Source organism: Streptomyces sp. NPDC060205, from assembly GCF_042728395.1.
Classification (GTDB): domain Bacteria; phylum Actinomycetota; class Actinomycetes; order Streptomycetales; family Streptomycetaceae; genus Streptomyces.
Genome location: NZ_JBHWZP010000030.1, coordinates 1 through 26,003, shown reverse-complemented (window position 1 = coordinate 26,003; position 26,003 = coordinate 1). Strand labels below are relative to the sequence as shown.

The following is a 26,003-nucleotide window of genomic DNA, read 5'->3' as shown; positions in this document are numbered from 1 at the left end:
TCCTGACATGCCCGTGGTGACGGTCAGCGAGCGCCTGCACGCCCCGGCGGAAACGGTGTGGGAGAGGGTCTGCGACGTCGAGTCGTACCCGGCCTTCATGGAAGTGGTCATCTCGACCAAGGTCTACAACGAGAAGGCCCGCGACGACGGCAGCATGGAGGCGATGACCGACTGGGAGGTACTGCTCAAGGGTTCCGTCCTCAAGTGGACCGAGCACGAGGTACGGGATCACCGCGCCCGGCGTATCCGGTACACGCAGGTCTCGGGCGACCTGGAGGTGTTCCAGGGGTACTGGCAGGTCGTCCGTGAGAGCGACACGGTCACCAGGGTGACCCTGGAGGTGGAGTTCGAGATCGGCATCGCCATGCTCAAGCCCATGCTGGAACCCGTCGCCGTACGCGCCATCGAACGCAACTCCACCGACATGCTCCTGGCGCTCGGGGAGCGCGCCACCCGGTGACGCCCGGACCGGCATGGCGACCCGCACCTGCACCGGCATCGCGGCCGACACCGGCATCGCGACCGGCACCGGGATCAGCATCGGCACCGGGGCTCCGGATCAGCGGACTCGTGAAGTCCTTCGGAGGCAGGCGGGTGCTCGACGAGGTGGATCTCGTCGCGGAACGGGGAGAGGTGGTCTCCCTGCTCGGGCCCAACGGAGCCGGGAAAACCACCCTCGTGTCCGTCGTCGCGGGCCTGCTGCGCCCCGACGCGGGCTCCGTCTCGGTCCTCGGCACCGACGTCGTACGCGCCCCCCGCGCCGCACGCGGCCGGATCGGTCTCGCCGCACAGGACGTGGCCGTCTACCCCACCCACACCGTGGAGGAGAACCTGCGCTTCTTCGGGGCCCTGGCCGGCCTGCGCCGCGGCGAACTGCGCACCTCGGTCGACAGCCTGCTGGAGACACTCGACCTGGCGCCGCTGCGCCGACGCCGGGCCCGCGAACTCTCCGGCGGCCAGCAGCGCCGGCTGCACGTGGGCTGCGCGCTGGTCCACCGGCCCCGGCTGATCCTGCTCGACGAACCCACCGCGGGCGCCGACCCGCAGACCCGCCGCGGCCTCCTGCGCCAGGTCCGCGCCCTGGCCGACGAGGGCAGCACCGTCCTGTACACCACGCACTACCTGCAGGAGGTGGAGGAGCTGGACGCACGGGTCGTCGTGCTCGGCGACGGCCGGGTGCGGGAGGACGCGGGCGTGGACCAGCTCATCGCGCGCTGGACCCGCAGCGAGCTGGTGCTCACGTTCGCCGGTAAGGCTCCGGAGCTGCCCTGGCCCGGCGCCAGAGCGGCCGGTGACACGGTGTTCCTGCCCACGGACCGGCCCGGCGCCGACCTGGTCAAGGCGGTGGAACTGACCGGGCGGGACCGCGAACGCCTGCGGGCGGTGGAACTCTCCCGCGCCGGGCTCGAAGCCGCGTACCTGGAACTGCTCGGGGCGGAGCGGGCCGAGTGAACCGCGCCCTGACGGTGGCCCGCCACGATCTGCTCTGGCTGCGCCGCGAACCGGCACCGGTCATCACCATGCTGCTGACGCCCGCGCTGCTCATGTTCTTCATCAAGCCCCTGTACGCCGGGGCCCTGGACCGGCTCGGCTACCGCGGCGTCAGCGGCGCCGAGCTGGCGGTGCCCGGCATGACGGTGATGTTCTCCTTCTTCATGGCGGGCCTCGTCACGGAGTCCGTCTTCCGTGAGCACGGCCTCAACACCTGGGCGCGGCTGCGGGTCTCACCCCTGCGCGACACCGAGCTGATGACGGGAAAGGTGGCGCCCTGTCTGGCCCTGGTCATGGCCCAGTCCTGTGTGCTGTTCCTGCTCGGCCGGACGCTCATGGACCTGCGGGTACGGGGGAGTCTGCTCGCCCTGCTGGCCGTCATGGCCGCGCTGTCCGCCTGTGTGGTGGCCTTCTCCTTCCTGCTGTGCGCCGTCGCCCGGACACGCCGGCAGGCCTTCGCCTACGAGCGGGTGACGACGCTGGTCTGGGTGATCCTCGGCGGCACTCTCGTCCCGACGGAGCTGATGGCGGACTGGGTGGGCTCGCTCGCCAGGTTCACCCCCGTGTACTGGGCGAGCCACGGCTACCGCGAGGTGATCCTGAACGGTGAGGGGGTGGCCGGGGTGCTTCCGCACATCGGGGTGCTGTGCGCCTTCGCCGCCCTGTTCGTCGCGCTCGCGGTGTGGCGGTTCGACGGGGAGGCCGACAAACAGCACTGGGACTGAGGGTGCGGGAGCCAAAGGCCTGCCCCGTCAGGCCACGACCTGTCCTGTCAGGCCACGACCTGTGCGATCAGGTCGTGCACGAGATGGTTCCCCGGCGCGCAGTTCTCCTTGAGCCGGTGGATCTCGCCCGGACCGAACCAGTGGTAGGCGGAGTTCTTCGACCACTCCAGGGCCGGACGGGAGAGATCGCCGTCCACCTCGACGAGGAAGTCCGCCTCGTGCCGCAGGGCCCCGCCGTCGTCACCGACCCACTGGGTGACCCGCAGCAGCCGGCGGACCCGGCGCAGGCGCCAGCCGGTCTCCTCCTCGACCTCGCGGGCCAGCGCTTCGAGCAGGCTCTCCCCGGCTTCGACATGCCCGCCCACGACGTCCCAGGTCCCGGGGAACAGCCGCCGGTGGGGCCCGCGCTTCTGGGCGAACGCCTCGTCCCGCTCGTTCAGGATCACCGCCCCGACGGTCCACAGCTCGCCCTCCGCCGGACAGGGCACCTCGACGCCGGGGTCGACCCGGACCGCCCCGTCCCCCTCGGACCCGTCTGGCTCGGACATGCCGTCCCCCCTGGCCGCAGCGATCGGGGAGCCTCCGGACGACGACTGTGGCAGCCCCTATAACCTGGGGAAATGCTGACAGAAGTCACCGCGACCCGCTACATCACGCCCCTGCGTGAGGGCGGCTCGCTGCCGGGACTCGTCGAGGCCGACGACCTCGGTACGTACGTCATGAAGTTCACCGGCGCCGGTCAGGGACGCAAGACCCTCGTCGCGGAGATCGTCTGCGGTGAACTGGCCCGGCGCCTGGGGCTGCGCGTACCGGGACTGGTCACGATCGGGCTCGACCCGGTCATCGGACTCGGCGAACCCGACCAGCAGGTGCAGGAGTTGCTCAAGTCGAGCGGCGGGCTGAACCTCGGCATGGACTTCCTCTCCCGGGCGATCGGCTTCGACTCCCTCGCCCACGAGGTGAGCCCGGAGGAAGCCGGGAAGGTCGTCTGGTTCGACGCGCTGGTCAACAACGTCGACCGGTCGTGGCGCAACCCCAACCTGCTGTTCCGGGACGGCGAGCTGTGGCTCATCGACCACGGCGCCACCATGATCTGGCACCACAACTGGCCGGGCGCGCAGGCCTCGGCGGCCAGACCGTACGACGCGACCGACCACGCCCTCGCCCCCTTCCGTCCCGACATCCCGGGCGCCGCCGCGGAGTTGGGGCCACGCGTCACGGCGGAACTGCTCGCCGAGGTGACCGCCGCGATCCCCGAGGAGTGGCTGAAGGACGAGCCGGGCTTCGACTCGGCCGACGCGCTCCGGGAGGCGTACGCGCGCCCGCTCCTGGCCCGGGCCGCCACGATCCACGAGCGCATCCGCCTCCAGAGCGACACCGCCGGCAGCGGTCGCACCAGTGACACCAGCGGTACCAGCGGTACCAGCCACGTCCGTGACATCCGGAAGGGCACGAAGTGAGCGAGCGCGACGGCCGGGAAGGCCGTGTCGGCGAGGCCGTCGACCGGGTGGTCTACGAGTACGCGGTGCTGCGCGTCGTGCCACGCGTCGAGCGGGGGGAGTACTTCAACGCGGGCGTGCTCGTGTACTGCCGCGCGCACTCCTTCGTGGCCGCCCGCACCCATCTCGACGAGACCAAGCTGCTCGCGCTCGACCCGGCGGCGGACGCGCCCGGCGTCCGGGCCGCGCTGCGGGCCGTCGAGGGCGTCTGCGCCGGGGGCGCGGCGGCCGGACAGGCCGCGGGCGACGACGCCGGACGCCGCTTCCGCTGGCTGATCGCGCCCCGCTCCACGGTGGTGCAGCCGGGCCCCGTCCACACCGGTCTCACCGCCGATCCCGAGGCCGAGACGGCACGCCTGCTCGACCTGCTCGTCAGGTGAGGAGCACCTTTCCGCCGGGGACGGGCCACCTCCCGGCCAGGTAATGGATCACATGGGCGCGGTGTGCCGTTGACACTGGGTGCCAAGGCTTCTAGCGTCTCGTCCGTTGAAGGTACTAAGCGGTCGCTCACCAGTGGGGTGTACCGTTCAAGGGCTTCCCCAAGGGCGAGGAGAACCAGCAATGTCCACCACTGAGCAGCGCGTCGCCGTAGTCACCGGTGCCGCGCGCGGCATCGGCGCCGCGACCGCCGTACGACTGGCCGCCGAGGGCCGTGCCGTCGCGGTGATCGACCTCGACGAGGCCGCGTGCAAGGACACCGTCGAGAAGATCACCGCCGCCGGCGGCAAGGCGATCGCGGTGGGCGCCGACGTCTCCGACGAGGCGCAGGTCGAGGCCGCCGTGGCGCGCGTCGCCCAGGAGCTCGGGGCGCCGACGATCCTGGTGAACAACGCGGGTGTGCTCCGCGACAACCTGCTGTTCAAGATGAGCGTGTCCGACTGGGACACGGTCCTGAACGTGCACCTGCGCGGCTCCTTCCTGATGACGCGGGCCGTCCAGAAGTACATGGTGGAGGCCAAGTTCGGCCGGGTCGTCAACCTCTCCTCGTCCTCGGCGCTCGGCAACCGCGGCCAGGTCAACTACTCCGCGGCCAAGGCCGGTCTGCAGGGCTTCACCAAGACCCTCGCGTTCGAGCTGGGCAAGTTCGGCGTCACCGCGAACGCCGTGGCGCCCGGTTTCATCGTGACGGACATGACCGCCGCGACCGCCGAGCGCGTCGGCATGGGCTTCGAGGAGTTCCAGGCCGCCGCCGCCACCCAGATCCCCGTCCAGCGCGTGGGCAACCCGGACGACATCGCCAACGCGATCGCCTTCTTCACGGGCGACGCCGCCGGATTCGTCTCCGGCCAGGTGCTGTACGTAGCCGGCGGACCGCTCAACTAGGACGGGGGACAGGGACATGACCACTGTGGAACTCTCGGGCAAGGTCGCCCTCGTCACCGGCGCCAGCCGCGGCATCGGCTACGGCGTCGCGCAGGCGCTGCTGGCCCGTGGCGACCGGGTGTGCATCACCGGCCGCAACGAGGACGCGCTCAAGGAGGCCGTCGAGCAGCTCGGCGCCGACCGCGTCATCGGCGTCGCGGGCAAGGCCCACGACGAGGCCCACCAGGCCGTCGCCGTCGAGCGCACCATGGAGGCGTTCGGCCGCGTCGACTTCCTGGTCAACAACGCTGGTACGAACCCGGTGTTCGGGCCGATCGCCGACCTCGACCTCAATGTGGCGCGGAAGGTGTTCGAGACCAATGTCGTCTCCGCGCTCGGCTTCGCCCAGCAGACGTGGAAGGCGTGGCAGAGCGCGAACGGCGGCGCCATCGTCAACATCGCCTCCCTCGCGGGAGTCTCGGCCTCGCCGTTCATCGGCGCGTACGGCATGAGCAAGGCCGCGATGATCAACCTGTCCCTGCAGCTGGCGCACGAGTTCGCACCGCTGGTGCGGGTCAACTCGATCGCGCCAGCCGTCGTCAAGACCAAGTTCGCGCAGGCCCTGTACGAGGGCCGCGAGGAGGAGGCCGCCTCGGCGTACCCGCTCGGCAGGCTCGGGGTGCCCTCCGACATCGGGGGCGCCGCGGCCTTCCTCACCTCGGAGCAGTCGGACTGGATCACCGGGCAGACGCTCGTGGTCGACGGCGGGATCTTCCTCAACGCGGGCGTGTCCTGACCGGTGACGACAATAAATTCGGCGTTTTAAACCCTGCGTCGTACACGGGTTTTCCACACGGAAAATTCGTGCGGAAAGCGGATATGTTCCGCACAGATTCCAAACAAGAGTCGCAGAGCCGAAAAAAATCGAACAAATGATGTTCGTGCACGTCAAGTGCCCCGCCGTCAGAGCCGTTTGACGCGCGGGGCACTGCGATATGGTCCTGCCCACTGTGGCGGGGCTCATCGAGGAGCGTGCGCGTGTTGAAGCGGAACCGGTCCCTGCGGCACTTGTCGGTGATCGCGTCCATCACCTCCATATCCCTGGTCACCGGATGCGGAGTGTTCTCCTCGGACACCTCCGAGGGCGAGGGCCCGATCATCGTGGGCACGACCAGCGCACCCAGCACCCTCGACCCCGCCGCGTCCTGGGACGGGTCGTGGGAACTGTTCCGCAACATCTACCAGACCCTCCTCAGCTACCCGGCCGGAGCGTCCGCGCCCGAGCCGGACGCCGCCGAGAGCTGCCGCTTCACCGACGACTCGAACCGCACGTACAGCTGCACGCTGCGTCAGGGAATGTCCTTCTCCGACGGACACGACCTCGACGCCGAGGCCGTGAAGCACTCCATCGACCGCATCCGGAAGATCGCCGTGGACGGCGGTCCCGCGGGCCTGCTGGGCAGCCTGGAGCGGGTCGAGACGAAGGGCGCGAACAAGGTCGTCTTCCGCCTCAACAAGCCGGACGCCACCTTCCCGTTCGTGCTCGCCACACCCGCCATGTCGATCGTCGACCCCGAGGAGTACCCGGCCGACGCCCTGCGCGAGGACGGCGAGGTCACCGGGTCGGGACCGTACGGCCTTCAGTCGTACGAGGAGGGGCAGGAGGCCCGGCTCGTCCGCAACGACCACTACAAGGGCTCCGCCGACCGCAAGAACAGCGCCGTCACCATCCGGTACTTCCAGGACTCGGACGAGATGGTGGACGCCCTGAAGGACCGGAAGATCGACGTCACCCTCCGCGGACTCGCAGCCAAGGACGTCGTCGCCCTGCAGGACCGGCGCGGCAAGGACGACATCCAGCTGGTGGAGGGCGCGGGCACCGAGATCCGCTACCTGGTCTTCAACCCGAAGGACCCGTGGGCCAGGAAGGCGGCGGTCCGCAAGGCCGTCGCACAGGTCGTCGACCGGCCCGCCCTCGCCCACAACATCTACCAGGACACCGTCGAGCCGCTGTACTCCATGGTCCCGAGCGGGCTGGCCGGCCACACCACCGGGTTCTTCGACGACTACGGCAGCCCCAGCACCTCCAAGGCCCGGCAGATCCTCCTGGAGGCGGGCATCTCCGAACGCGTACCGCTCACCCTCTGGTACACGACGGACCGGTACGGCTCCATCACCAAGCCCGAGTTCGAGGAGCTGAGGCGGCAGCTCAACGAGACCGGCCTGTTCAGCGTCACCGTCAAGGGACGCCCCTGGAAGACGTACGAGGCCGGTTACCGCAAGGGGGAGTACCCCGTGTTCGGCCGCGGCTGGTTCCCCGACTTCCCCGACGCCGAGAACTTCATCGCCCCGTTCGTCGGCGAACAGAACGCGCTCGGTACGCCCTACAAGTCGCCCGAGATCACCGACGTCCTGCTGCCGGAGTCACGCCGGCGGACCGACCGCGGTGACGTCGTCGAGCAGTTCGAGAAGGCGCAGCACATCCTCGTGGACGACGCGCGGCTGCTGCCCCTGTGGCAGGGCAAGCAGTACATCGCCGCCAGTGAGGAGATCTCCGGCGTCGAGCGTTCCATCGACCCGTCGACGATCATGATGGTGTGGGAGCTGTCCCGCAAGACCAGCTGGTAGCGGGGGAGCCGGCCGGGAGCCCGGCCGATTGTCAGTGGGCGGCGGTAGGTTCTGAGGACCGGAAACAACCGCACCTGTAAGGAAGTTCACGTGACCGACACCGCCATGCTGCCCGAGTCCTGGCGCGGCGTCCTGGGCGAAGAGCTGCAGAAGCCCTACTTCAAGGAGCTCACCGAGTTCGTCGAGGAGGAGCGCGAGAAGGGGCCCGTCTATCCGCCGCGCGACGAGGTCTTCGCCGCGCTCGACGCGACCCCTTACGACCGCGTGAAGGTGCTCGTCCTCGGCCAGGACCCGTACCACGGTGAGGGCCAGGGCCACGGCCTGTGCTTCTCGGTCCGGCCCGGGGTGAGGACGCCGCCCTCCTTGCGCAACATCTACAAGGAGCTGAAGGAGGAGCTGGGCCATCCGGTGCCGGACAACGGCTATCTGATGCCGTGGGCCGAACAGGGTGTCCTGCTGCTCAACGCGGTGCTGACGGTCCGCTCCGGAGAGGCCAACTCGCACAAGGGCAAGGGCTGGGAGAAGTTCACGGACGCGGTGATCCGGGCCGTGGCCGAGCGGCCCGACCCCGCGGTGTTCGTCCTGTGGGGCAACTACGCGCAGAAGAAGCTCCCGCTCATCGACGAGGAGCGGCACATCGTCGTCAAGGGCGCGCACCCCTCACCGCTGTCCGCGAAGAAGTTCTTCGGCTCGCGCCCCTTCACCCAGATCGACGAGGCGATCGCGAAGCAGGGCCACGAGGCGATCGACTGGCGCATCCCGAACCTCGGCTGACGCCCAGCCCGGTCCGCCCAGCCTGGTTCGTCCAGCCCGGTCCGCTCCGATCTGGGCCGGTCCGGTCCGGGCGATCCCGGTCCGGCGGGGGCGGTCCGGCAGACTCGGGCCGGTACGGGGTGATCGGCATCCGGCCGGGGCGGTCCGGATGCCGTCGGGCCGGGTCGGGTGGGGCGGCCGCGGGCCGCCCGGCACCCGGTCAGGACTGCCTCCACGGGGGTGGGGCAGTCCTGACCGGGGCCGGCGGACTCCGGCGGGCTCCGGCCCGGGGTGACGGCCCGGCCGCCCTCGGGGCCGCCTCAGCTCGATTGCCGGTGCCTGCCGTTAGCGTCGGCCGGAGGTGACAACGGCAGACGAGCGGGTGGAGGGCGACGCGGTGGCGGAGCAGCAGGAGCAGGCGGCGGACACGATGACGACCAGGATCGGGCAGGCCGTCATGCTTCTCCACGGCGGCGACCGCGAGGAGGCCCGAAGCCGCTTCCTGGACCTGTGGGCGGAGATCGGCGTGGAGGGCGACGCGCTGCACCGCTGCACACTCGCGCACTACATGGCGGACACGCAGGACGACCCCTCGGACGAACTCGCCTGGGATCTGAGGGCCTTGTCGGCTGCGGACGAGCTCACGGGCGGGCTCACCGACGACCACGTCGCGGAGCACCCGGCGCACCACCAGTCCCTCGCGGTACGGGCCTTCTACCCGTCCCTGCATCTGAACCTCGCCGCGGACTATGTGAAGCTCGGCCGCTCCGAGGCGGCCCGGGGCCATCTGGGAGCGGCGCGGGCGGGCATGGGCGTCCTCGGCGACGACGCCTACGGAGACGGGGTCCGGGCCGGCATCGGCCGCCTGCAGTCGAGGCTGGACCGGGCGGGCCCGGACGGCGCACCCGAACCCGCACCGAGGCGGCCGGGGCACGGGAGAGGCCCGGGAGGAACGGGAGGGCCCGGAGGCGAGACGCTGGGACCGCCCCGTCGGGAGCCCTAGGCCGCCTCCACACGCCTCGCCTCCGGAGGCGTCAACGGCCGTACATGTCCTGGCAGATCGCCGCCTGCGGGCTGTCCGCCCGCCAGCCGCCGTACGTCCGGCCCAGCGCACACACGTCAGCGCCCGTCGACGGTACGGACGCGGGCAGTCGTGGCACGGCCCGGTGCTCGGGCCGCTGCGGCTCCGGGCGCCGCGGCGGTGCGGCGGGGGCCTGCCGAGGCGGGTCCGCCGGGGCGGCGGGACCCGCGGCGGGCGTACGGGCCGGTGCGGACGCGGGCGCCGAAGGGCGGCGGGACGGGCCGACGAGCTCCAGGGCCTCCCGGGCCGGGGCCTGGACGACCCGCTGCTCGGCTCTGCCGTCCGGGCGCGGCTCCGGCACCGGGAGCGGGACGGACGGCACGGCGGGCGTGGGCGTCCGCTGGACGGTCACACAGCCCGAGACGGCGGAGACCGCCGAGACGGCCACGGTGACCAGAAGCGTTGCGGTGGTCGCGGTTCGATGCACCCGCGCAACTCTGCTGGTTCCGCCGTGCTTCGGGGAGCCGACGAGCGGAGTGTGCCCCGCACGGGTGAAAGACCGGCGGCCGATGCCTCCGCGCCCGCGCCCTCGTCCGTTCCTCAGTCGCCGGTCGCCCCGTCGACGCGCTCGCGGATCAGATCGGCGTGACCGTTGTGGCGCGCGTACTCCTCGATCATGTGCGTGTAGATCCACCGCAGGTTGAAGGGCTTGTCGGTGAACCTGCTCCGGCCCTCGGACAGGTCGTCCAAACCGAGCGGCGCCGCGTTGCGGCGGGCGATCGCGATCTCGCCCTGCCAGGTGGCGTACGCCTCCTTCCAGGTGTCCGCCTCGGTGAGATGGAACTCGCCGTCCCGGTCCTCGTCGCTGTAGTAGATCGGCCCCGGGTCGTCGCCGACGAGGACCTTGCGGAACCAGCTCCGTTCCACGTCCGCCATGTGCCGGACGAGGCCGAGCAGGGACAGCTCGGAGGGCGGCACCGCGGCCGTCCTGAGCTGGGAGTCGTCCAGACCCTCGCACTTCCAGGCCAGGGTCTGCCGGTGGTAGTCCAGCCAGCCCTCCAGCATCGCTCGCTCACCGGCGTCCGTCGCGGGTCCCCTGCGCTCGTTGGTCATGAGCGCATCATCGCGGACGACCGCGGCCCCGGCCCACCCGATTTCACGCCGGTACCCCGCGCTGCCCCGCCCCGGTCCTCAACCGTCGGCCGCCGGCCCGCTCCTCAGCTCGGCCCAGACGGTCTTGCCCCAGCGGTGGGGTTCGGTGCCCCACCGGTGCGAGAGGGCGTCGACCAGGACGAGGCCGCGGCCCCTGCTCCGCTCCTCGTCGCAGTCGGTGTCCGTCCTCGGGAGGTCGCGGGAGCGGTCGACGACCGCGAGGAGGACGCGGTCCTCGGCGGGGCGTGTGACGACGACCCGGATCACGGAGCAGCACGCGTGGTCGACGGCGTTGGAGACCAGCTCGGTGATGACGCACAGGGCGTCCTCGGTCAGCCCGTCCTGGTGCCAGGCCGAGAGAGCCGTACGCACCAGGCTGCGCGCCGCACCCGCGCTCTCCGGCACGCGTGCGAGCGTCTGCGAGTACCCGGGATGCCCGGTGGGACGTGGTGTTGCCGTCACAGTCATCAGGACCTCGGGGTGCGGGTGTGATGGGCCTTGACCGAGTGAACGACGCCGGGACGCGGGGAGGCAGGAAAAATCCACCCGTGATGGATACGGCCCAACCGGATATTTCTCCGCGATCTGCACTCATGGCCAGGAATCACTGCCTACCGTGCCTATGTGGACGGCAATGAGCGCTTCATGAGCGCGATGAGCGCGCGGTGCATGACCCAGGCCGAACTGGTCGACGCGGTCAACGCCCGTCTGACCTCCGCCGGACAGGAGGGAACGGTCAGCGACCGGACCGTTCGCTACTGGCGGACCGGAAGAACGAGATGGCCGCACCCCCGCCAACGAGCGGCGCTGGAGGCAGTATTCGGATGTACGGCCGAGGAACTGGGCTTCAGTCCGCCGGCCCGCAACCGTCCCGCCACCGAACCGGAGGCCCCTGTGGACCGCAGGAACTTCCTCACCGTCACCACCGCGACAGCCGCCGTGGTGACGCCGTTCGTCGGTGCGCCGCCACAGGTGGGCACCTCCGACGTCATCCGGCTGCGCTCCGGCCTGGACGCCCTGATGGCACTCGACCGCAGCAGAGGCGGCCACGACGGCCTGGAGCGCGCCGCGTTGGCCGGTGCCGCCGAGGCCCTGGAGAAACAGCGGCTCGGGGCCACCCAGCGCATCCGCCGCAGGCTCTTCTCCGTGGCCGCCGACTACACCGCCACCGCGGCCTGGAGCGCGATCGACGCCCGGCGGATGGACCGCGCCTCCCAACTCCTCGGCCGCGCACTCTACTTGGCCGGAATGGCCAAGGATCCGGTGGCGGAGGTGCGGGTCTGGAACGCGTACGCGATCCTCGCGCACCACCGGGGCGAGTACGCCGAGGCCGTGGACGCCGGTTACGCCGCCCAGGGAACGGCCGTCGCCAGGCGGCTGCCCCTGTACAGCTCCCTGGCCCATGCCAGGACGGCCATCGGCCACTCGAACCTCGGTGACCGGCAGGCCGCCCTGCGTTCCCTGGGGCACGCCCGGGACGCCCTCGGCAAGGCGCGGCCCGACGAGCCCCGGCCGTCGTGGATCGCCTTCTACGGCCCCGCCGAACTGCTCGCCATGACCGCCATCGTGCAGGACCGCAACGGACGCTTCGCCGAGTCCGAGGCCGCCTCCCACCAGGCTTTGCGGACGATCCCGGCGGAGTTCCGCAGAAACAGGGCGCTGGCCACCGGGCGGCTCGCGCTGGCCCAGCTCCACCAGCGCGACGTCGAGCAGGCGTGCGCGACGGCGGCCTCGGTCTTCCCCCTGATGTCGGGCCATCCGATCCCGGGCCGGATGCGCTCCCTGCTCGGCGACTACTACCGGGACCTGATCACTCTTGCGCCGGACGCCGGGATCGCCCGAGAGTGGGGAGACCGCTACCGATCCGAATGGAGCCGACTGTGAGCGCCGATGGCCTGGACATCCGCCGCTTCGGGCACGACGACCTGCCGCGGATCCGGCAGACGATCATCGACCTGCACGCCGCGGCGGCGGGCCCCGACCGGGACGACGACTTCAAGAAGAAGTTCCCCTGGTTCGTGGACCACTGGGGCGGCAACCCGGCGTTCGCCTGCGTCATCGCGTACGAGGGCGACGAGGCGATGGGCTTCGCGTACGGCGCCCCCGCGGTCGAGGGCCGGGAGTGGTGGCGCGAGCACCTCGACGAGGCGCCGAAGAAGGCGGTGACCTTCTCCTACTCCGAGCTGGCCGTTCATCCGAAATGGCGGAAGCAGGGGGTGGCGGACCAACTGTCCCGCGCGCTCCTGGAGGAGCGGCCCGAGGACCTCGCCGTCCTCCTGGTGGACGTCGAGCATCCGCGCGTACAGGCCCTGTACGAGGACTGGGGCTTCCGCAAGGTCGGGGAGCGCCGGCCCTTCGCGGACTCCCCGCTGTACGCGGTGATGCTCGCCGAGCTGCCTCTCGTGTAAAGGTCCTGGCCATGGGGCCGCCGCGGCCGCCGTATGCTTCCGACGACGTCGGGGCGCGCGTGCCCCGGACCCGTGTCCTGTCCCGGAGGAGATCCCTGTGAAGGTCGGTTGCATCGGACTCGGCGACATCGCGCTGAAGGCGTATCTGCCGGTGCTCGCCACCCGCCCGGGACTCGAACTGCATCTGCACACACGGACGCCGGCGACCCTCACCAGGGTCGCCGACAGCCTGCACGTGCCGGCCGGGCGCCGGCACACGGACCTCGCCGGGCTGCTCGCGCAGGGCCTCGACGCGGCGTTCGTCCACGCGCCCACGCACGCCCACCCCGAGATCGTGGGCGCGCTCCTCGAAGCGGGCGTCCCCACGTATGTCGACAAGCCGATCGCGTACGAACTCGCCGACTCCGAGCGCCTGGTGAGGCTCGCGGAGGAGCGGAACACCAGCCTGGCCGTCGGTTTCAACCGGCGGTACGCACCCGGGTACGCGCAGTGCGTCGAGCACCCGCGTGAGCTGATCCTGATGCAGAAGAACCGCGTCGGCCTGCCGGAACAGCCCCGCACGATGATCCTCGACGACTTCATCCACGTCGTGGACACCCTGCGGTTCCTGGTCCCGGGACCGGTCGACGACGTGACCGTGCGGGCCCGCGTCGAGGACGGACTGCTGCACCACGTCGTCCTGCAGCTGGCCGGGGACGGGTTCACGGCACTCGGCGTGATGAACCGGCTGAGCGGTTCCGCCGAGGAGATCCTGGAGGTGTCGGGACAGGACACCAAGCGTCAGGTGGTCAACCTCTCCGAGATCGTCGACCACAAGGGGCAGCCGACGGTCCGGCGGCGCGGCGACTGGGTTCCGGTGGCCCGCCAGCGCGGCATCGAGCAGGCCGTGCTGGCCTTCCTCGACGCCGTGCGCGCGGGCAAGGTCCTCAGTGCCCGGGACGCGCTGGAGACTCACGAACTGTGCGAGCGCGTGGTGCGTGCGGTGACGGAGCGCTCGCCCCGGGGCGCCGCGACCGCCTGACCCGCAGCGCCCGTACGCCCTCGGTGGCGCCCAGCGCGGCCAGGACCAGCAGGGCCAGATACACCGGCCACTCGCCCAGGCGCGCGTACGGGGTGACACCGTGCGCCAGCGGCACCTCGTACACCGCGGACGTGCTCGCGTCGGTGCCGAGCCAGGAGCCGACGCGCTCACCGCCCGGGCCGTAGACCGCCGAGACGCCGGTGAGCGTCGCGTGGACCATCGGGCGGCCCGTCTCGGCGGCCCGCAGTGCCGCGAGCGAGGCGTGCTGCTCCGGGGCCCAGCTGCTCTGGAACGACGAGGTCGACGACTGGGCGAGCAGCACGTCGGCGCCGTCGCGCGCGAGATGCCGGCTGATGTCGGGGAACGCCGACTCGAAGCAGACCATCGGGCCCACCTTCAGCCCGTCGCCGACCGTCATCACCACCTGCCCGGTGCCGCGCATCCGGTCCTCGCCCGCCGCCTTGCCCACGGAGGTCGCCCAGCCGAGGAGCGAGCGCGCCGGGACGTACTCGCCGAAGGGCACGAGCCGCATCTTGTCGTAGCGGTCACCGGTCGGGCCCTGCGGACCCACGAGCACGGAACTCTTGTAGATGCCCGGCCGGTCCGAGCGGCGCGCGTCGACGTTGACCATGATGTCGGCGTCGACCTCGCGGGAGAGCGCGGCGAGCCGGTCCGCCAGGTCGGGACGGTCGGCGAGGTCGAAACCGACACTGCTCTCGCCCCACACCACCAGGTCGACGTCCTGCCCGGCCAGCTTCCGGGTGAGCGCCTCCTCGCGCGCGAACCGCTTCTCCGGGCCGCCGATGCCGTCGATCACGCCGGGCTGCACGACGGCGATCCGGGCCCGCTCACCGTCCTCCTCGGGCCGGGGCGACCAGACCCAGACCGCCGAGGTGGCAACAGCTGTCGCGAGGAGCCCGGCGACCGCCGGGACACGGGAGGACCGTACGGCGACGAGGACGGCGACCGCCACGTTCACGGCGACGAGCAGGAAGCTCAGCAGCCACACCCCGCCGACCGAGGCGAGCCGCAGCGCGGGCGCCACGTCCCACTGGCTCGACCCGAGGAGCCCCCAGGGACCGCCCAACCCCTCCCAGGAGCGGACGAGTTCGACCATCAGCCAGCCGGAGGGCAGCACGAACAGGGCGGCCAGCACCCGGCCCGGCGAGGGCGCACCGGCCAGGAACCGGCGCACCAGCCAGCCCCACGGTGCCCACAGCGCGCCCAGCAGCGCCGCTATCACGACGGTGAAGACATGCAGGCTCGGCAGCAGCCAATGGTGCACGGCCAGCATGAAACCGAGCCCGCCGAGCCAGCCGTCGTACGCCGCGCGCCGGCCCGTCGGAGCCGAGCGCGCGAGCAGGATCCACGGCACCAGCGCCACGTAGGCGAACCACCACAGCGAGGGCGCGGGGAAGCTCAGCATCGGCAGCGCGCCGGCGAGAGTGGCCGCCGCGCCGCGCCACCACGGAGAGCCGAGACGCGGGCCGAGACGTGAGCCGACGCGCGAGCCGAGACCTCGGCGCCAGTCAGTGGCGGACAGGTTCATCCAGCGCCTCCCGCGGCCCTCGAAGTACGGTGCCCGACTCGGTGAGCCGACGGCTTCGGTGACTCCAGTGTGTCCAGTGTGCGGGCACCGAAACGATCAACACACCGGCTGCGCCCGGACGGCCGTCCCCGTCAGGGAGCGGCCGGCTCCTGGCGGCGCTGCGGGACCCGGCGCCACTTCTCGTGCACGACCACCTCACGCACCCGCCAGCCCTCGGCCGTCCGCAGCAGCCCGAAGTCGTACCGGCCGCCGCACACGAAGTCGGGCTCGGTGGATCCGCCGTCCTGTCCGGCGAAGCGCATCGGGTTCACGTAGTCGGCCTGGACCCGGGCGGTGTCACCGCTGTCCTGTTCCAGCAGACCGAAGCGCACCCGCCGGTTGACGATCAGATGCTGTCGCATCGGGAACAGCTCCATGGTCCGCGAGAGCCATGCGGCGATCTGCCCGGCGTCCCCCTCGACACCGCCCGCGGACCGGTAGTCCGCCCGTCCGTCCGGTGCGAACAGCCGCCGGTACGCCTCCCAGTCCCCGTCGTCGACCGCCACCGCGTACTCGGTGACCACCTCGTCGACCGCGAGCCGGTCCATCACCGTCGCCAGTTCCACGCGCTGCGTCATCGGCTCAGTGTTGGCCACGGGGAGGAGCGAGCCAAGGGGCGTGCAGGGATATTCACCCGGCGTGCGCGCTGCGGACGTCCTGGTACGAGCCGTTCAGGAGCTTCGCGGTGAAGGCGGCCAGCGCCGCGCGGAGCCGTTCACGGGAGGCGTCGTGACGGTCCACCAGATGGTCGACGAGGTCGGCGCGGACCGCGGCGAGCAGGGCGTGGGCGGCGAAGTTCCCGTCGCCGAACCCGGGAAGGTCCTCCAGGACGCCTCGCAGGGTGCCGTGCCACCAGTCGTAGTGCCCGGCGCCGTAGGGGCTGCCGCTGCCCGCCTCCTCCAGGGCCAGGGAGAGGTGGCGGTGGTCGAGCTTGAAGCACAGGAGGGCGTCCAGCAGCGCGGGCGCGCGCTCGGCCGGCGGGGTGCCGGGCCCGAGGGGGCGCGGGCCGTCCGTGACGGCCCGGCGGATCGGTTCGAGCCGGGTCTCGTGGAGCGCCCGGATCAGACCGGTGCGGTCGCCGAAGCCGCGGAAGAGCGTGCCCTTGCCGACGCCCGCCTCGGCGGCGATGTCGGCCATGGACACGTGCTCGGGGCTGTCGCTGCGGGCGAAGAGCCGGTCGGCCGCCGCGAGGACTGCTTCCCGGTTCCGTGCGGCGTCCGCGCGGGGCTTGCGTTCGGGCACGGGTTCCTCCGGGGGCCGTGGGGCGCGTGGGATACGCGGACGGGTTGACGGGTTGCTTAAGCGGACCGCGGGTCCGTATAGTCGATCTCAAGCGGACCGCTGGTCCGTATCGTATCGGAGGATCTCCCATGACCACGAGCACAGCTGCGACCACGGGGCCGTCGGACCTGTTCCGGCGGGGCCTGCGGATGCTGATCGACAAGGACATCGCGGCCTGGACCGGCCTCTGGGACGACCGGGGCGTCCTTGAGTTCCCCTTCGCGCCCGACGGGTGGCCGAAGCGGCTGGAGGGCAGGGTCGCCGTCGCCGACTACATGCGCCACTATCCCGACCACATCGACCTGCACGACTTCCCCGACGTGAAGATCCACGAGACCGGCGACTCCGGGACGATCGTGGTGGAGATGCGCGGAGTGGGGCGGGTGGTGCGGACCGGAAAGCCGTTCGACATGACCTACATCGCCGTGGTGACGGTCTCCGGCGGGCTCATCACGCACTACCGCGACTACTGGAACCCCCTCACCGTCTCCCCGGGCAGCGCGACCGACTTCACGCGGGGCGGGCGATGAGCGGCGCCGGTACCGCTCCCGCGGCCGTCCTCGTGCTCGGCGCCACGGGCACCACCGGCAGCCGCGTGGTCTCCCGCCTCGCCGGGGCGGGCCACCGGGTCAAGGCGGCAGGGCGCCGGGCCACTCCCGTCGACGGCGCGGAGGCCGTGCGCTTCGACTGGTACGACCCGGCGACGTACGAGGGGGCACTGGACGGCGCGGACCGGGTGTACCTGGTCGCGCCCCTGGACTCCGCCACCCCGGCCGACGTCATGCTGCCCTTCCTGGAGCGGGCGCGCGCGTCCGGAGTGCGCCGGGCGGTGCTCCTCAGCTCCTCCGCGATCCCCGAGGGCGGCCCGGCCGTCGGGCAGGTGCACCGGGCTCTGCCCGGCCTGTTCGACGAGTGGGCGGTACTGCGGCCCTCCTGGTTCATGCAGAACTTCACGGGCGACCACATGCATGCGCGCAGCGCCCGCGAGGAGGGGGTCATCCTGACCGCGGCGGGCGAGGGGCGGGTGGCCTTCGTCGACGCCGACGACATCGCGGCCGTCGCCGCACACGCGCTGACCGATGCGCGGGCCCCCGGCACCGACCTGGTCGTCACCGGCCCGCAGGCGCTGAGTCATACCGAGGTCGCGGCGGTCCTCACCGAGGTGACCGGCCGCGCGGTCGCTCACCGGCCGCTGACCTACGAGCAGATGAGGGATCACCTGGCGGCTTCGATGCCGCTGGAGTACGCCGCGATGCTGGCCGCCATGGACCGCGCGAACGCGGAGGGCGCCGAGGACCGCACCACGGACACGGTCCACCGCCTGACCGGCCGCGCGCCACGCACGTTCCGCGCCCACGTGCTCGCCGCGGTCGGCGGTACGGGGGCTGTGCCACCGGTGCGGGTGCCGTGACGGTCGCCTGCCGTGCCCGGCGCCGGGCCGGGGGAGGGGTGTCTCAACGGGGTCCGCACACCCCGGAGTTCACGCCGCTTCGACTATCTCTTCCCGCACCGCCGCGGCCCACTGCACGACCAGCAGTTCGTACTCGATGCGCTCCTGGGGCGAGAGATATCCGCCCGCGCGTATCCATAACGCTCGGATCTGCTCATTCAGTGCGGCCGCTGACCGCACGGAACCAGGGGTCGGAGAATTGGTGGGCATGCGCATCAGCGTAAGGCCAAGGACTGACGGTGCGCTACCAGATGACTACCCACGCCGTATGCGCTTGGTCACGCCATAAACGTTTAGGGGCCACCGAGTTGGGAAACGGGACGGCGAGCACGTCTCACTGCCGCTCGGCCCACGTGCGCGACCAGTCCAGCAGAGGGCCCATCGCCGTCACCAGGTCGTCGCCCAGCGGGGTCAGCCGCCACGTCGCGCCGTCCGCAGGGGCGGCTATCCCCGCCTCGCGGAGTTCCGAGAGCCGGGCCGACAGCACGCTGGAGGACATCGCGTCGCAGCGCCGCTGCAGATCGCGGAAGCCGACCGGCGCACCGCCCCGGTGGAGTTCCCAGATCACCCGCAGCGTCCAGCGCCGGCCGAGCAGGTCCAGCGCGGCCATCACGGGACGGCCGCTCTTCGAACCGCGCACCGGCCGCCCGGGCCGGGGTGTCGTGCCCAAGGCTTTCCTCCCCGAACTGGTCGACCCACCGCGCCGGCCGACTCACCGAACCGACAACTCGCCGCGCCGTCCTGTGCGTTCCGACTCTTGCGCTTCTAAAACAGAAGCGCAAGAGTCGGCAGGCATGAAGCAACGCATCGACGGCATCACGCCGCCCTACGATCCCGAGTCCGAGCGCGCCTTACGCCGCTGGATGCCACCCGGCGTCACCCAGGAACCCCTGATGCTCTTCAAGGTCCTGGAGCGCCACCCCGACCTCGCCTCCCGTATGCGGGAACTCGGCGCGAGCCTCCTCGTCCACGGACTGCTCCCCGACGCCGACCGCGAACTGGTCATCTTCCGGGTGGCGGCCCGCTGCGACTGCGCCTACGAGTGGGGCGCCCACGCGGTGGCGTACGCCGAGGCCGCGGACCTGACTCCGGAGCAGGTGCCCCTGACCGTGACCGGCACCCCGGACGACCCGGTCTGGACGCCCCGTCAGAGCGCGATCCTGACGGCCGTCGACCAGCTCCACGACACCGCCCGCCTCACCGACGAGGCCTGGGCCGCACTCCGCGACCACCTCGGAGAACAGGAAGCCCTGGAGTTCCTGGTCCTCGCGGGCTGGTACCGCACCATCGCGTACGTGCTCAACGGACTGCAGATCGAACGCGAACCCTGGGCGAAGCCCTTCCCGGCCGGGTGACCGGTGTCCGCCGGCCGCCCGGAATTTATTCGGATGCCCGCGGGAGCCGTACCCGCTACCGTCGTGCACGTCCGGGTGCGAAGGCAGCGGCTACTTCTCCTCTCAAGAGAGAAACGCGGGTTCGAATCCCGTCACCGGCTCGCGCCGGTGTCGTCCAGCGGCCCAGGACGCTTACGTGCCGCCGCCGCGTCAGATCTCCGGACACCGAGCACGAAGCCGCCCGCCACGGGGGAACCATGCGGGCGGCTTCGTTCTGTTCGGAACCTATGGACGCAGAACCTGTGGATCGTTGCCTCGGTGCGCGGTCGTGGGCGTCAGCCCGACGACTCCGCCGCGTGCGGGCTCAGCGCACCCGTGGCGACCAACACGATGATCACGATGCCGAGCAGGACGCGGTAGTAGACGAACGGCATGAAGCTCTTCGTCGTGATGAACTTCATGAACCAGGCGATGACCGCGTAGCCGACCACGAAGGCGATGACCGTCGCGAAGATCGTGGGGCCCCACGAGACATGGCCGCCCTCGCTGGCGTCCTTCAGCTCGAACACGCCGGAGGCGAGCACCGCCGGGACGGCCAGCAGGAACGAGTAACGGGCCGCGGCCTCACGGGTGTAGCCCATGAGGAGGCCGCCGCTGATGGTGGCGCCGGAGCGGGACACGCCCGGGACGAGGGCCATCGCCTGGCAGAAGCCGTAGATCAGGCCGTCCTTCACGCTCAGGTCCTTGAGCGACTTGCGCTCGACCGCGGCCCGGTGCTTGCCGCCGGTCTCGTCACGTGCCGCGAGCCGGTCGGCCACGCCCAGGATGACGCCCATCACGATCAGCATGGTCGCGGTGACGCGCAGATCGCGGAAGGGTCCCTCGATCTGGTCCTTGAGGGTGATGCCCAGCACGCCGATCGGGATCGAGCCGACGATCACCAGCCAGCCCATCTGGGCGTCGTGGTCGCTGCGCATCGCCTTGTTCACGAGCGAGCGGGACCAGGCCGAGATGATCCGCGCGATGTCCTTGCGGAAGTAGATCAGTACCGCGATCTCCGTGCCGATCTGCGTGATCGCCGTGAAGGCCGCTCCCGGGTCCTCCCAGCCGGCGAACGCCGCGGTGAGCCGCAGGTGCGCGCTGGAGGAGATGGGCAGGAACTCGGTCAGCCCCTGGACGAGTCCGAGGATGAGGGATTCAAACCAAGACATGAAGTTACGTGATCCAAGTGCTGATGGCGGGAGCGCAGCGAATGGGCGGACGGACGTGCCCTGTTGCGGTCTGCGGTGATCAGGCGCGTCCGGGGCAGCGTAGCGCCCCCGGGTGACAGCGCGACGACAGGGCCTCCCCGGAGACGCTCGTGCGCGGTGACGAGGGTGTTGACCCGCGACGATGCGCCGCTTACGTTTCCGCGAGGAGTGAAAGCGCTTGCTGCCGCGGGACCGCCTCCTGGTCACCGTGACGGGCAGGCGTCCGCCAGATCCGCTGTCACGTCCGATGGAGTGCTGATCCCGTCCATGCGTACTGCCCGCGACGCCACCACCAGCAAGACGACCGAGCACACCGAGCACGAGGACACCGCACACGAGAGCACGGAGCACCGGAGCGCCCCGCACGAGCGGCGGTCCGCGGTCCCGCTCGACGGCCGCCGTATCAGGGCCGCCGTCATCGGCACCGGAGCCATCGCCTCCGGCAGCCATCTGCCCGCGCTCGCCGCCCTCGCCGCCGAGGGCGAGGTGGAGATCGTCGCCGCGGTCGACATCGACGCCGGCGCCGTCAAGCGCTTCTGCGCCGACGGCGGTGTCCCGCACGGCTACACCGACCTCGACCGGATGCTGGCCGAACAGCGCCCGGACCTCGTCTCCATCTGCACCCCGCCCACCCTGCACCGCGACCAGACCGTCGCCGCGCTGCGCGCCGGTGCCTGGGTGTGGTGCGAGAAACCGCCGGTGCCGAGCCTCGCCGACTTCGACGCCGTGGAGGCCCAGGAAGGCGCCGACGGCGGCCCCTACGCCTCCATCGTCTTCCAGCACCGCTTCGGCTCGGGCGCGCGGCACGTACGCCGTCTGCTCGCCGACCGGGCCATGGGACGGCCCCTCGTGGCCCACTGCCAGACCACCTGGTACCGCGACGCCGCCTACTACGCCGTGCCCTGGCGCGGAAAGTGGGCGACCGAGGGCGGCGGCCCCGCCATGGGCCACGGCATCCACCAGATGGACCTCCTGCTGGACCTGCTCGGACCGTGGAGCGAGGTGCGGGCCATGGCCGGCCGCCTGGTGCACGACGTGCAGACGGAGGACGTCTCCACCGCCCTCGTGCGCTTCGGCAGCGGCGCCCTCGCGACCGTGGTGAACAGCGTCCTGAGCCCGGACGAGACCAGCCGCATACGGATCGACTGCGAGCGCGCGACGGTCGAACTGACCCACCTCTACGGGCACGGCAACGACAACTGGCGCATCACCCCGGTGCCGGACGCGCCCGCCGAGGACGTGGCGGCCTGGCGGGACTTCGGCGCGGACGTGCCCAGTTCGCACCTGGCCCAGCTGCGCGACCTCGTCGCGAGCATGCGCGCGGGGGAGCGTCCGCGCAGCAGCGGCGCCGACGGGCGGACCAGCCTCGAACTGATCACCGCGCTCTACAAGTCGGCGTTCACGGACACGACCGTCCGCGCCGGTGAGATCGGCCCCGGCGACCCCTTCTACACGGCCCTGCACGGGGGCGCGCCCGGCTGGGACCCCGCAACGCCCGCGACACCCGCCACGCACGAGGAGGCATCGGCATGACCGCACGAGGCGGCCCGCGCAACGGTCTGCGCATCGTCCACGCCCACGGCGACCGCGTCACGGTCACCGAACCCACCTCCGGAGTGGAGCTGTTCAGCTACGTGTACGGTCCGGAGGCGCCCTGGGAGGCCCCGAAGCCGTATCTGCATCCGCTCAGGACACTCGCGGGCAACGTTGTCACGGACTACAGGCCCAACGACCACCGCTGGCACAAGGGCCTGCAGATGACCGCATCGCATCTGTCGGGGGCGAACCTGTGGGGCGGCAACACATACGTTCACGGCGAGGGGTATCTCGAACTCCCTGAGCGCGTCGGCTCGATGGCGCACGTGACCTTCGACCAGGTCGAGGCGGACGGCACCGGTGCGGGCGGCGCGGTCATCGCCGAGCGGCTCACCTGGCATCCGTACGACGGCTCGCTCTGGGCGGAGGAGGAGCGCCGCGTCGAGGTGCACGACGTGGACCCGGCGGCCGGCTCATGGGCGCTGACCTGGACGACCTCCGTCACCAACCGCCGGGACGAGCCCCTGCGGTTCGGCAGTCCCACGACGGCCGGACGGGAGATGGCCGGCTACACCGGCCTGTTCTGGCGCGGTCCCCGCGGCTTCCGGGACGGGCGGATCATCGGCCCCGACGCGGAGGGCCCCGGTCTGATGGGGCGGCAGGCGCCGTGGCTCGCCTACTCCGCCGAGCACGACGTCGCCGACGGGCACGCCACCCTCGTCTTCGCGCACGCCCCGGAGAACGACCACACGGGCGAGGGCGGCGCCCATCCCGCCCACTGGTTCGTCCGCAACGAACCCTTCGCGGCCGTCGCGCCCTCCTTCGCCTTCTTCGACGAGCTGGAACTCGCGCCGGGCGACACGCTCACCCGCCGCTACCGCGTCGTCGTCGCCGACGGTGCCTGGGAGCGCGAGGAGATCGCCAAGTACCTGGCGGAGCACCCGTGGTGAGCCCCGCCGAGCCGCGCGGAGGCTTCACGGGCCTGCCCGGCGGGGTCGCCGTCTCGCATCTGTCGGTCTACGACTGGCCCGCCGACGACGGGGTGTGCGGCGGAACTCCCCACCTCCATCTGACCTGTTCGGAGGCGTACGTCGTCACCGGCGGGCGGGGCGCGGTGCAGACCCTGACGACCTCCGGGTACGAGGTCACGCCGCTCGCACCGGGCACGGTGGCCTGGTTCACGCCCGGCACCATCCACCGGCTCGTCAACGAGGACGACCTGCGCATCACCGTCCTCATGCAGAACAGCGGACTTCCGGAGGCGGGCGACGCGGTGCTCACGCTGCCGCCGGAGTACCTGACCGACCCGAAGACGTACGCCGCCGCGACCGTCATCCCGGCGGACGCGCCCGAGGCGGAGAAGGAGCGGATCGCCCGGGCCCGGCGCGACCTCGCCCTGAAGGGCTACCGTGCGCTGCGCGAGGCGGACGGGCCCGAGCCCCTCGCCGCGTTCCACCGGGCCGCCGCGGCCCTCGTACGGCCCCGGCTCGCCGAGTGGCGCGAGCGGTGGCGGCGCGGTGCCGAGGCGGCTGCGGCGGCGACGGGCGAGCAGCTCGAACGGCTGGAGCGCGGTGACGCGTCCCACCTGGCCGACGCGGCGGTACGGGCCGAGCAGCCGTCGGCGTACGGGAAGTTCGGGATGTGCGGGCGGCTCGACGTGTACCCGGGGGAGTAGGCGCCCCGGTCCACCACCGCGCTCTCAGACCGCCGCGGGCCCCGTGACCGTCCAGCCAGGGGCCTGCGGGTGGGCCGTCAGGTCGTCGTGGCGGACCTCCTCGCCGCACTCCGCGCAGGTGACGACCGGCACCAGTTCGTGGCCGGTGACGTGTCCGCCGGAGTGCCCACGGCCGCCGACGTGTTCCAGCACCATGGGGCGATCGCCGTCGTTGAGATGGCGGTCGCCCCACGCCATGAGGGTGAGCAGCACCGGCTCCAGCTCCAGACCGGCCCGGGTGGGCCGGTACTCGAAGCGTGGCGGCTTCTCGCTGTAGGCGACCTTCTCCAGCAGTCCCGCGTCGACGAGCCGCTTCAGCCGCGTCGTCAGCACGTCGCGCGGAGCGCCGATGTTGCGGACCAGCTGGTCGAACCGGGTGGCGCCCAAGGACACCTCGCGCAGCACGAGCAGGGAGTACTTCTCGCCGACGAGGGCGAGCGTGCCGGCGATCGAACAGGGGCGGGCGTCCTTCATACGGTCCAGTCTACGGGGTGGGTTGGTTCTTCCAACTTACTCGGTTACTGTGGAGTCACTTAGTGGGTTGGGAATCCAAACCCACCTTCTTCGGAGTCGTCTACTCCCAGGGGGCCAGACCATGCGTGACGCAGTCGTCGTCGAAGCCGTACGCACCCCGATCGGCAAGGGCAAACCACATGGTTCGCTCGCCCACGTCCATCCCGTGGAACTCCTCGCCCACACCCTCCGTACGCTCGTCGAACGGTCCGGGGTCGACCCCGCGCTCATCGACGACGTGATCGGCGGAACCGTCGACCAGGTCGGCGAGCAGGCCATGAACATCACGCGCTACGCCGCCCTGTCCGCCGGCTTCCCCGAGTCGGTGCCCGCGACGACGGTGGACCGCCAGTGCGGGTCCTCCCAGCAGGCCGTGCACTTCGCGGCGCAGGGTGTCATCTCGGGGGCGTACGACCTGGTCGTGGCCTGCGGGGTGGAGTCGATGAGCCGGGTGCCGATGTGGTCGAACGTGCCGGATGGCAAGGACCCCTTCGGCCCCGGGGTCGCCGAGCGGTATCCCGAGGGCCTCGTCCCGCAGGGCATCAGCGCCGAACTGATCGCGGCCAAGTGGTCGGTCTCCCGCGAGCAGATGGACGCCTTCGCGGTGGAGTCGCACCGCAGGGCCGCGGCGGCGTGGGAGGGCGGGCTGTTCGACGCCGAGGTCGCGCCCCTGGACGGGGTGACGCGCGACGAGTGCGTACGGCCGGGCAGTTCCCTGGAGGTGCTGGCCGGGCTCAAGCCGGCCTACTACGACCCGGGCTTCGGGGAGCGCTTCCCGCAGATCGACTGGAACGTCACCGCGGGCAACGCCAGCCCGGTCAACGACGGGGCCTCTGCCGTGCTCATCACGTCCAGCGAGACCGCGGCCCGGCTCGGGCTCCGGCCGCTGGCCCGGCTGCACAGCTTCGCCGTCACGGGGTCCGATCCGCTGCTGATGCTGACGGGGGTCGTACCCGCCACCGAGAAGGTGCTGCGCAAGGCGTCACTGACCCTGGACGACATCGACCTCTTCGAGGTCAACGAGGCGTTCTCCAGCGTGGTCCTCGCCTGGCGGCAGGAGACGGGGGCCGACCTCTCCAAGGTCAACGTCCATGGTGGGGCTATCGCGATCGGGCATCCGCTCGGGGCGAGTGGGACGCGGCTGACGACCACGCTCGTGCATGCGATGCGGGAGCGGGGGGCGCGGTTCGCGCTGCAGACCATGTGCGAGGCGGGTGGGCTCGCTAACGCGATGGTGTTGGAGGGGGTGTAGCCGCGGGCTGTCTGTCGGGTGCGGGCCGTCCGTGGCTGAGCGCGCAGTTCCCCGCGCCCCTGAAAAGCGGGGCTGCGCCCCTGCT

General features: G+C 71.5%; 31 protein-coding genes. 20 read left to right on the top strand and 11 right to left on the bottom strand.

Features of this window, described 5'->3' with window-relative positions:
- Positions 1–7: 7 nt before the first annotated feature.
- From ACFWGJ_RS08005 to ACFWGJ_RS07995, 3 genes are all read left to right on the top strand, one after another.
- Complete coding sequence (locus ACFWGJ_RS08005) at positions 8–460, top strand: type II toxin-antitoxin system RatA family toxin (protein WP_387321730.1); 453 nt, start codon at positions 8–10, stop codon at positions 458–460.
- Positions 461–570: 110 nt separating this feature from the next.
- On the top strand, positions 571–1,452 hold the full coding sequence (locus ACFWGJ_RS08000; protein ID WP_387321729.1) for an ABC transporter ATP-binding protein: 882 nt from the start codon (positions 571–573) through the stop codon (positions 1,450–1,452).
- Positions 1,449–2,216 carry an ABC transporter permease gene (locus tag ACFWGJ_RS07995; RefSeq protein WP_387321728.1) on the top strand — a complete coding sequence of 256 codons (768 nt, stop codon included), beginning with the start codon at positions 1,449–1,451 and terminating at the stop codon, positions 2,214–2,216. Before ACFWGJ_RS08000 ends, ACFWGJ_RS07995 begins: the two co-directional genes overlap by 4 nt.
- A 47-nt stretch (positions 2,217–2,263) precedes the next feature.
- Here the strand turns inward: ACFWGJ_RS07995 and ACFWGJ_RS07990 are convergent, their stop codons facing one another.
- On the bottom strand, positions 2,264–2,764 hold the full coding sequence (locus ACFWGJ_RS07990; RefSeq protein ID WP_387321727.1) for an NUDIX hydrolase: 501 nt from the start codon (positions 2,762–2,764) through the stop codon (positions 2,264–2,266).
- Between the two features lie 72 nt (positions 2,765–2,836).
- Here ACFWGJ_RS07990 and ACFWGJ_RS07985 point away from each other — a divergent pair, with 72 nt between their 5' ends.
- The 7 genes from ACFWGJ_RS07985 (at position 2,837) to ACFWGJ_RS07955 (ending at position 9,401) form a co-directional block, all read left to right on the top strand.
- On the top strand, positions 2,837–3,676 hold the full coding sequence (locus ACFWGJ_RS07985; protein ID WP_387321725.1) for a HipA family kinase: 840 nt from the start codon (positions 2,837–2,839) through the stop codon (positions 3,674–3,676).
- Complete coding sequence (locus tag ACFWGJ_RS07980; protein ID WP_387321724.1) at positions 3,673–4,095, top strand: DUF3037 domain-containing protein; 423 nt, start codon at positions 3,673–3,675, stop codon at positions 4,093–4,095. The genes ACFWGJ_RS07985 and ACFWGJ_RS07980 overlap by 4 nt, the downstream gene beginning before the upstream one ends.
- A gap of 181 nt (positions 4,096–4,276) precedes the next feature.
- Complete coding sequence (gene fabG / locus ACFWGJ_RS07975; RefSeq protein WP_387321723.1) at positions 4,277–5,038, top strand: 3-oxoacyl-ACP reductase FabG; 762 nt, start codon at positions 4,277–4,279, stop codon at positions 5,036–5,038.
- A gap of 16 nt (positions 5,039–5,054) precedes the next feature.
- Positions 5,055–5,813: an SDR family oxidoreductase gene (locus tag ACFWGJ_RS07970; RefSeq protein ID WP_366786977.1), complete on the top strand. Its 759-nt coding sequence runs from the start codon at positions 5,055–5,057 to the stop codon at positions 5,811–5,813.
- Between the two features lie 242 nt (positions 5,814–6,055).
- Complete coding sequence (locus ACFWGJ_RS07965; protein ID WP_387321722.1) at positions 6,056–7,645, top strand: ABC transporter substrate-binding protein; 1,590 nt, start codon at positions 6,056–6,058, stop codon at positions 7,643–7,645.
- A gap of 90 nt (positions 7,646–7,735) precedes the next feature.
- Complete coding sequence (gene ung, locus ACFWGJ_RS07960; RefSeq protein ID WP_387321721.1) at positions 7,736–8,419, top strand: uracil-DNA glycosylase; 684 nt, start codon at positions 7,736–7,738, stop codon at positions 8,417–8,419.
- A 376-nt stretch (positions 8,420–8,795) separates the two neighbouring features.
- Positions 8,796–9,401: a hypothetical protein gene (locus ACFWGJ_RS07955; protein ID WP_387321763.1), complete on the top strand. Its 606-nt coding sequence runs from the start codon at positions 8,796–8,798 to the stop codon at positions 9,399–9,401.
- A 31-nt stretch (positions 9,402–9,432) separates the two neighbouring features.
- On the opposite strand, the gene ACFWGJ_RS07950 is transcribed toward ACFWGJ_RS07955, so the two are convergent.
- The 3 genes from ACFWGJ_RS07950 to ACFWGJ_RS07940 all read right to left on the bottom strand — a co-directional run bounded on the left by ACFWGJ_RS07950 (position 9,433) and on the right by ACFWGJ_RS07940 (position 11,039).
- Positions 9,433–9,906, bottom strand: a complete 474-nt coding sequence (locus tag ACFWGJ_RS07950) for a hypothetical protein (RefSeq protein WP_387321720.1) — start codon at positions 9,904–9,906, stop codon at positions 9,433–9,435.
- 113 nt (positions 9,907–10,019) lie between these two features.
- Complete coding sequence (locus ACFWGJ_RS07945) at positions 10,020–10,532, bottom strand: DinB family protein (RefSeq protein WP_387321718.1); 513 nt, start codon at positions 10,530–10,532, stop codon at positions 10,020–10,022.
- 78 nt (positions 10,533–10,610) lie between these two features.
- On the bottom strand, positions 10,611–11,039 hold the full coding sequence (locus tag ACFWGJ_RS07940) for an ATP-binding protein (RefSeq protein ID WP_387321716.1): 429 nt from the start codon (positions 11,037–11,039) through the stop codon (positions 10,611–10,613).
- 177 nt (positions 11,040–11,216) lie between these two features.
- On the opposite strand from ACFWGJ_RS07940, the gene ACFWGJ_RS07935 reads away from it, so the two are divergent.
- From ACFWGJ_RS07935 to ACFWGJ_RS07925, 3 genes are all read left to right on the top strand, one after another.
- Positions 11,217–12,455 carry an XRE family transcriptional regulator gene (locus ACFWGJ_RS07935; protein ID WP_387321762.1) on the top strand — a complete coding sequence of 413 codons (1,239 nt, stop codon included), beginning with the start codon at positions 11,217–11,219 and terminating at the stop codon, positions 12,453–12,455.
- Complete coding sequence (locus ACFWGJ_RS07930) at positions 12,440–12,979, top strand: GNAT family N-acetyltransferase (RefSeq protein ID WP_387321714.1); 540 nt, start codon at positions 12,440–12,442, stop codon at positions 12,977–12,979. The genes ACFWGJ_RS07935 and ACFWGJ_RS07930 overlap by 16 nt, the downstream gene beginning before the upstream one ends.
- A 97-nt stretch (positions 12,980–13,076) precedes the next feature.
- Positions 13,077–14,000, top strand: coding sequence for a Gfo/Idh/MocA family protein (locus tag ACFWGJ_RS07925; RefSeq protein WP_387321713.1), 924 nt, complete (start codon positions 13,077–13,079; stop codon positions 13,998–14,000).
- On the opposite strand, the gene lnt is transcribed toward ACFWGJ_RS07925, so the two are convergent.
- From lnt to ACFWGJ_RS07910, 3 genes are all read right to left on the bottom strand, one after another.
- Positions 13,906–15,549, bottom strand: coding sequence for an apolipoprotein N-acyltransferase (lnt, locus tag ACFWGJ_RS07920; protein ID WP_387321712.1), 1,644 nt, complete (start codon positions 15,547–15,549; stop codon positions 13,906–13,908). The two genes, ACFWGJ_RS07925 and lnt, sit on opposite strands and share 95 nt — an antisense overlap.
- A 131-nt stretch (positions 15,550–15,680) precedes the next feature.
- Positions 15,681–16,166 (bottom strand): nuclear transport factor 2 family protein, encoded by a 486-nt coding sequence (locus ACFWGJ_RS07915; RefSeq protein WP_387321711.1) that lies wholly within the window; start codon positions 16,164–16,166, stop codon positions 15,681–15,683.
- Positions 16,167–16,218: 52 nt separating this feature from the next.
- Positions 16,219–16,830, bottom strand: coding sequence for a TetR/AcrR family transcriptional regulator (locus tag ACFWGJ_RS07910; RefSeq protein ID WP_387321710.1), 612 nt, complete (start codon positions 16,828–16,830; stop codon positions 16,219–16,221).
- A 128-nt stretch (positions 16,831–16,958) separates the two neighbouring features.
- Here ACFWGJ_RS07910 and ACFWGJ_RS07905 point away from each other — a divergent pair, with 128 nt between their 5' ends.
- Positions 16,959–17,399, top strand: coding sequence for a nuclear transport factor 2 family protein (locus ACFWGJ_RS07905; protein WP_387321708.1), 441 nt, complete (start codon positions 16,959–16,961; stop codon positions 17,397–17,399).
- Positions 17,396–18,280: an NmrA family NAD(P)-binding protein gene (locus ACFWGJ_RS07900; protein ID WP_387321707.1), complete on the top strand. Its 885-nt coding sequence runs from the start codon at positions 17,396–17,398 to the stop codon at positions 18,278–18,280. The genes ACFWGJ_RS07905 and ACFWGJ_RS07900 overlap by 4 nt, the downstream gene beginning before the upstream one ends.
- 69 nt (positions 18,281–18,349) lie before the next feature.
- On the opposite strand, the gene ACFWGJ_RS07895 is transcribed toward ACFWGJ_RS07900, so the two are convergent.
- Together ACFWGJ_RS07895 and ACFWGJ_RS07890 are read right to left on the bottom strand one after the other, a co-directional pair.
- Positions 18,350–18,529, bottom strand: coding sequence for a hypothetical protein (locus ACFWGJ_RS07895; RefSeq protein ID WP_387321705.1), 180 nt, complete (start codon positions 18,527–18,529; stop codon positions 18,350–18,352).
- 124 nt (positions 18,530–18,653) lie between these two features.
- Positions 18,654–18,929 carry a winged helix-turn-helix transcriptional regulator gene (locus ACFWGJ_RS07890; protein WP_387321761.1) on the bottom strand — a complete coding sequence of 92 codons (276 nt, stop codon included), beginning with the start codon at positions 18,927–18,929 and terminating at the stop codon, positions 18,654–18,656.
- Positions 18,930–19,113: 184 nt separating this feature from the next.
- Here ACFWGJ_RS07890 and ACFWGJ_RS07885 point away from each other — a divergent pair, with 184 nt between their 5' ends.
- Positions 19,114–19,674: a carboxymuconolactone decarboxylase family protein gene (locus tag ACFWGJ_RS07885; protein WP_387321704.1), complete on the top strand. Its 561-nt coding sequence runs from the start codon at positions 19,114–19,116 to the stop codon at positions 19,672–19,674.
- A 314-nt stretch (positions 19,675–19,988) separates the two neighbouring features.
- On the opposite strand, the gene ACFWGJ_RS07880 is transcribed toward ACFWGJ_RS07885, so the two are convergent.
- A complete protein-coding gene (locus ACFWGJ_RS07880) occupies positions 19,989–20,864 on the bottom strand; it encodes an undecaprenyl-diphosphate phosphatase (RefSeq protein ID WP_387321702.1) in 876 nt (291 codons plus the stop codon).
- A gap of 306 nt (positions 20,865–21,170) precedes the next feature.
- Here ACFWGJ_RS07880 and ACFWGJ_RS07875 point away from each other — a divergent pair, with 306 nt between their 5' ends.
- The 3 genes from ACFWGJ_RS07875 to ACFWGJ_RS07865 are packed head-to-tail and all read left to right on the top strand — an operon-like array spanning position 21,171 to position 24,114.
- The gene (locus tag ACFWGJ_RS07875; RefSeq protein ID WP_387321701.1) at positions 21,171–22,436 is read left to right on the top strand and encodes a Gfo/Idh/MocA family protein; all 1,266 of its coding nucleotides are present in this window, start codon (positions 21,171–21,173) and stop codon (positions 22,434–22,436) included.
- Complete coding sequence (locus ACFWGJ_RS07870; RefSeq protein WP_387321700.1) at positions 22,433–23,389, top strand: PmoA family protein; 957 nt, start codon at positions 22,433–22,435, stop codon at positions 23,387–23,389. Before ACFWGJ_RS07875 ends, ACFWGJ_RS07870 begins: the two co-directional genes overlap by 4 nt.
- Positions 23,383–24,114 carry a cupin domain-containing protein gene (locus ACFWGJ_RS07865; RefSeq protein WP_387321699.1) on the top strand — a complete coding sequence of 244 codons (732 nt, stop codon included), beginning with the start codon at positions 23,383–23,385 and terminating at the stop codon, positions 24,112–24,114. Before ACFWGJ_RS07870 ends, ACFWGJ_RS07865 begins: the two co-directional genes overlap by 7 nt.
- A gap of 24 nt (positions 24,115–24,138) precedes the next feature.
- Here the strand turns inward: ACFWGJ_RS07865 and ACFWGJ_RS07860 are convergent, their stop codons facing one another.
- Positions 24,139–24,627, bottom strand: coding sequence for a winged helix-turn-helix transcriptional regulator (locus tag ACFWGJ_RS07860; protein ID WP_387321698.1), 489 nt, complete (start codon positions 24,625–24,627; stop codon positions 24,139–24,141).
- A 121-nt stretch (positions 24,628–24,748) separates the two neighbouring features.
- Between ACFWGJ_RS07860 and ACFWGJ_RS07855 the strand changes: the two genes are divergently transcribed.
- Complete coding sequence (locus ACFWGJ_RS07855; protein ID WP_387321697.1) at positions 24,749–25,918, top strand: thiolase family protein; 1,170 nt, start codon at positions 24,749–24,751, stop codon at positions 25,916–25,918.
- Positions 25,919–26,003 lie beyond the last annotated feature (85 nt).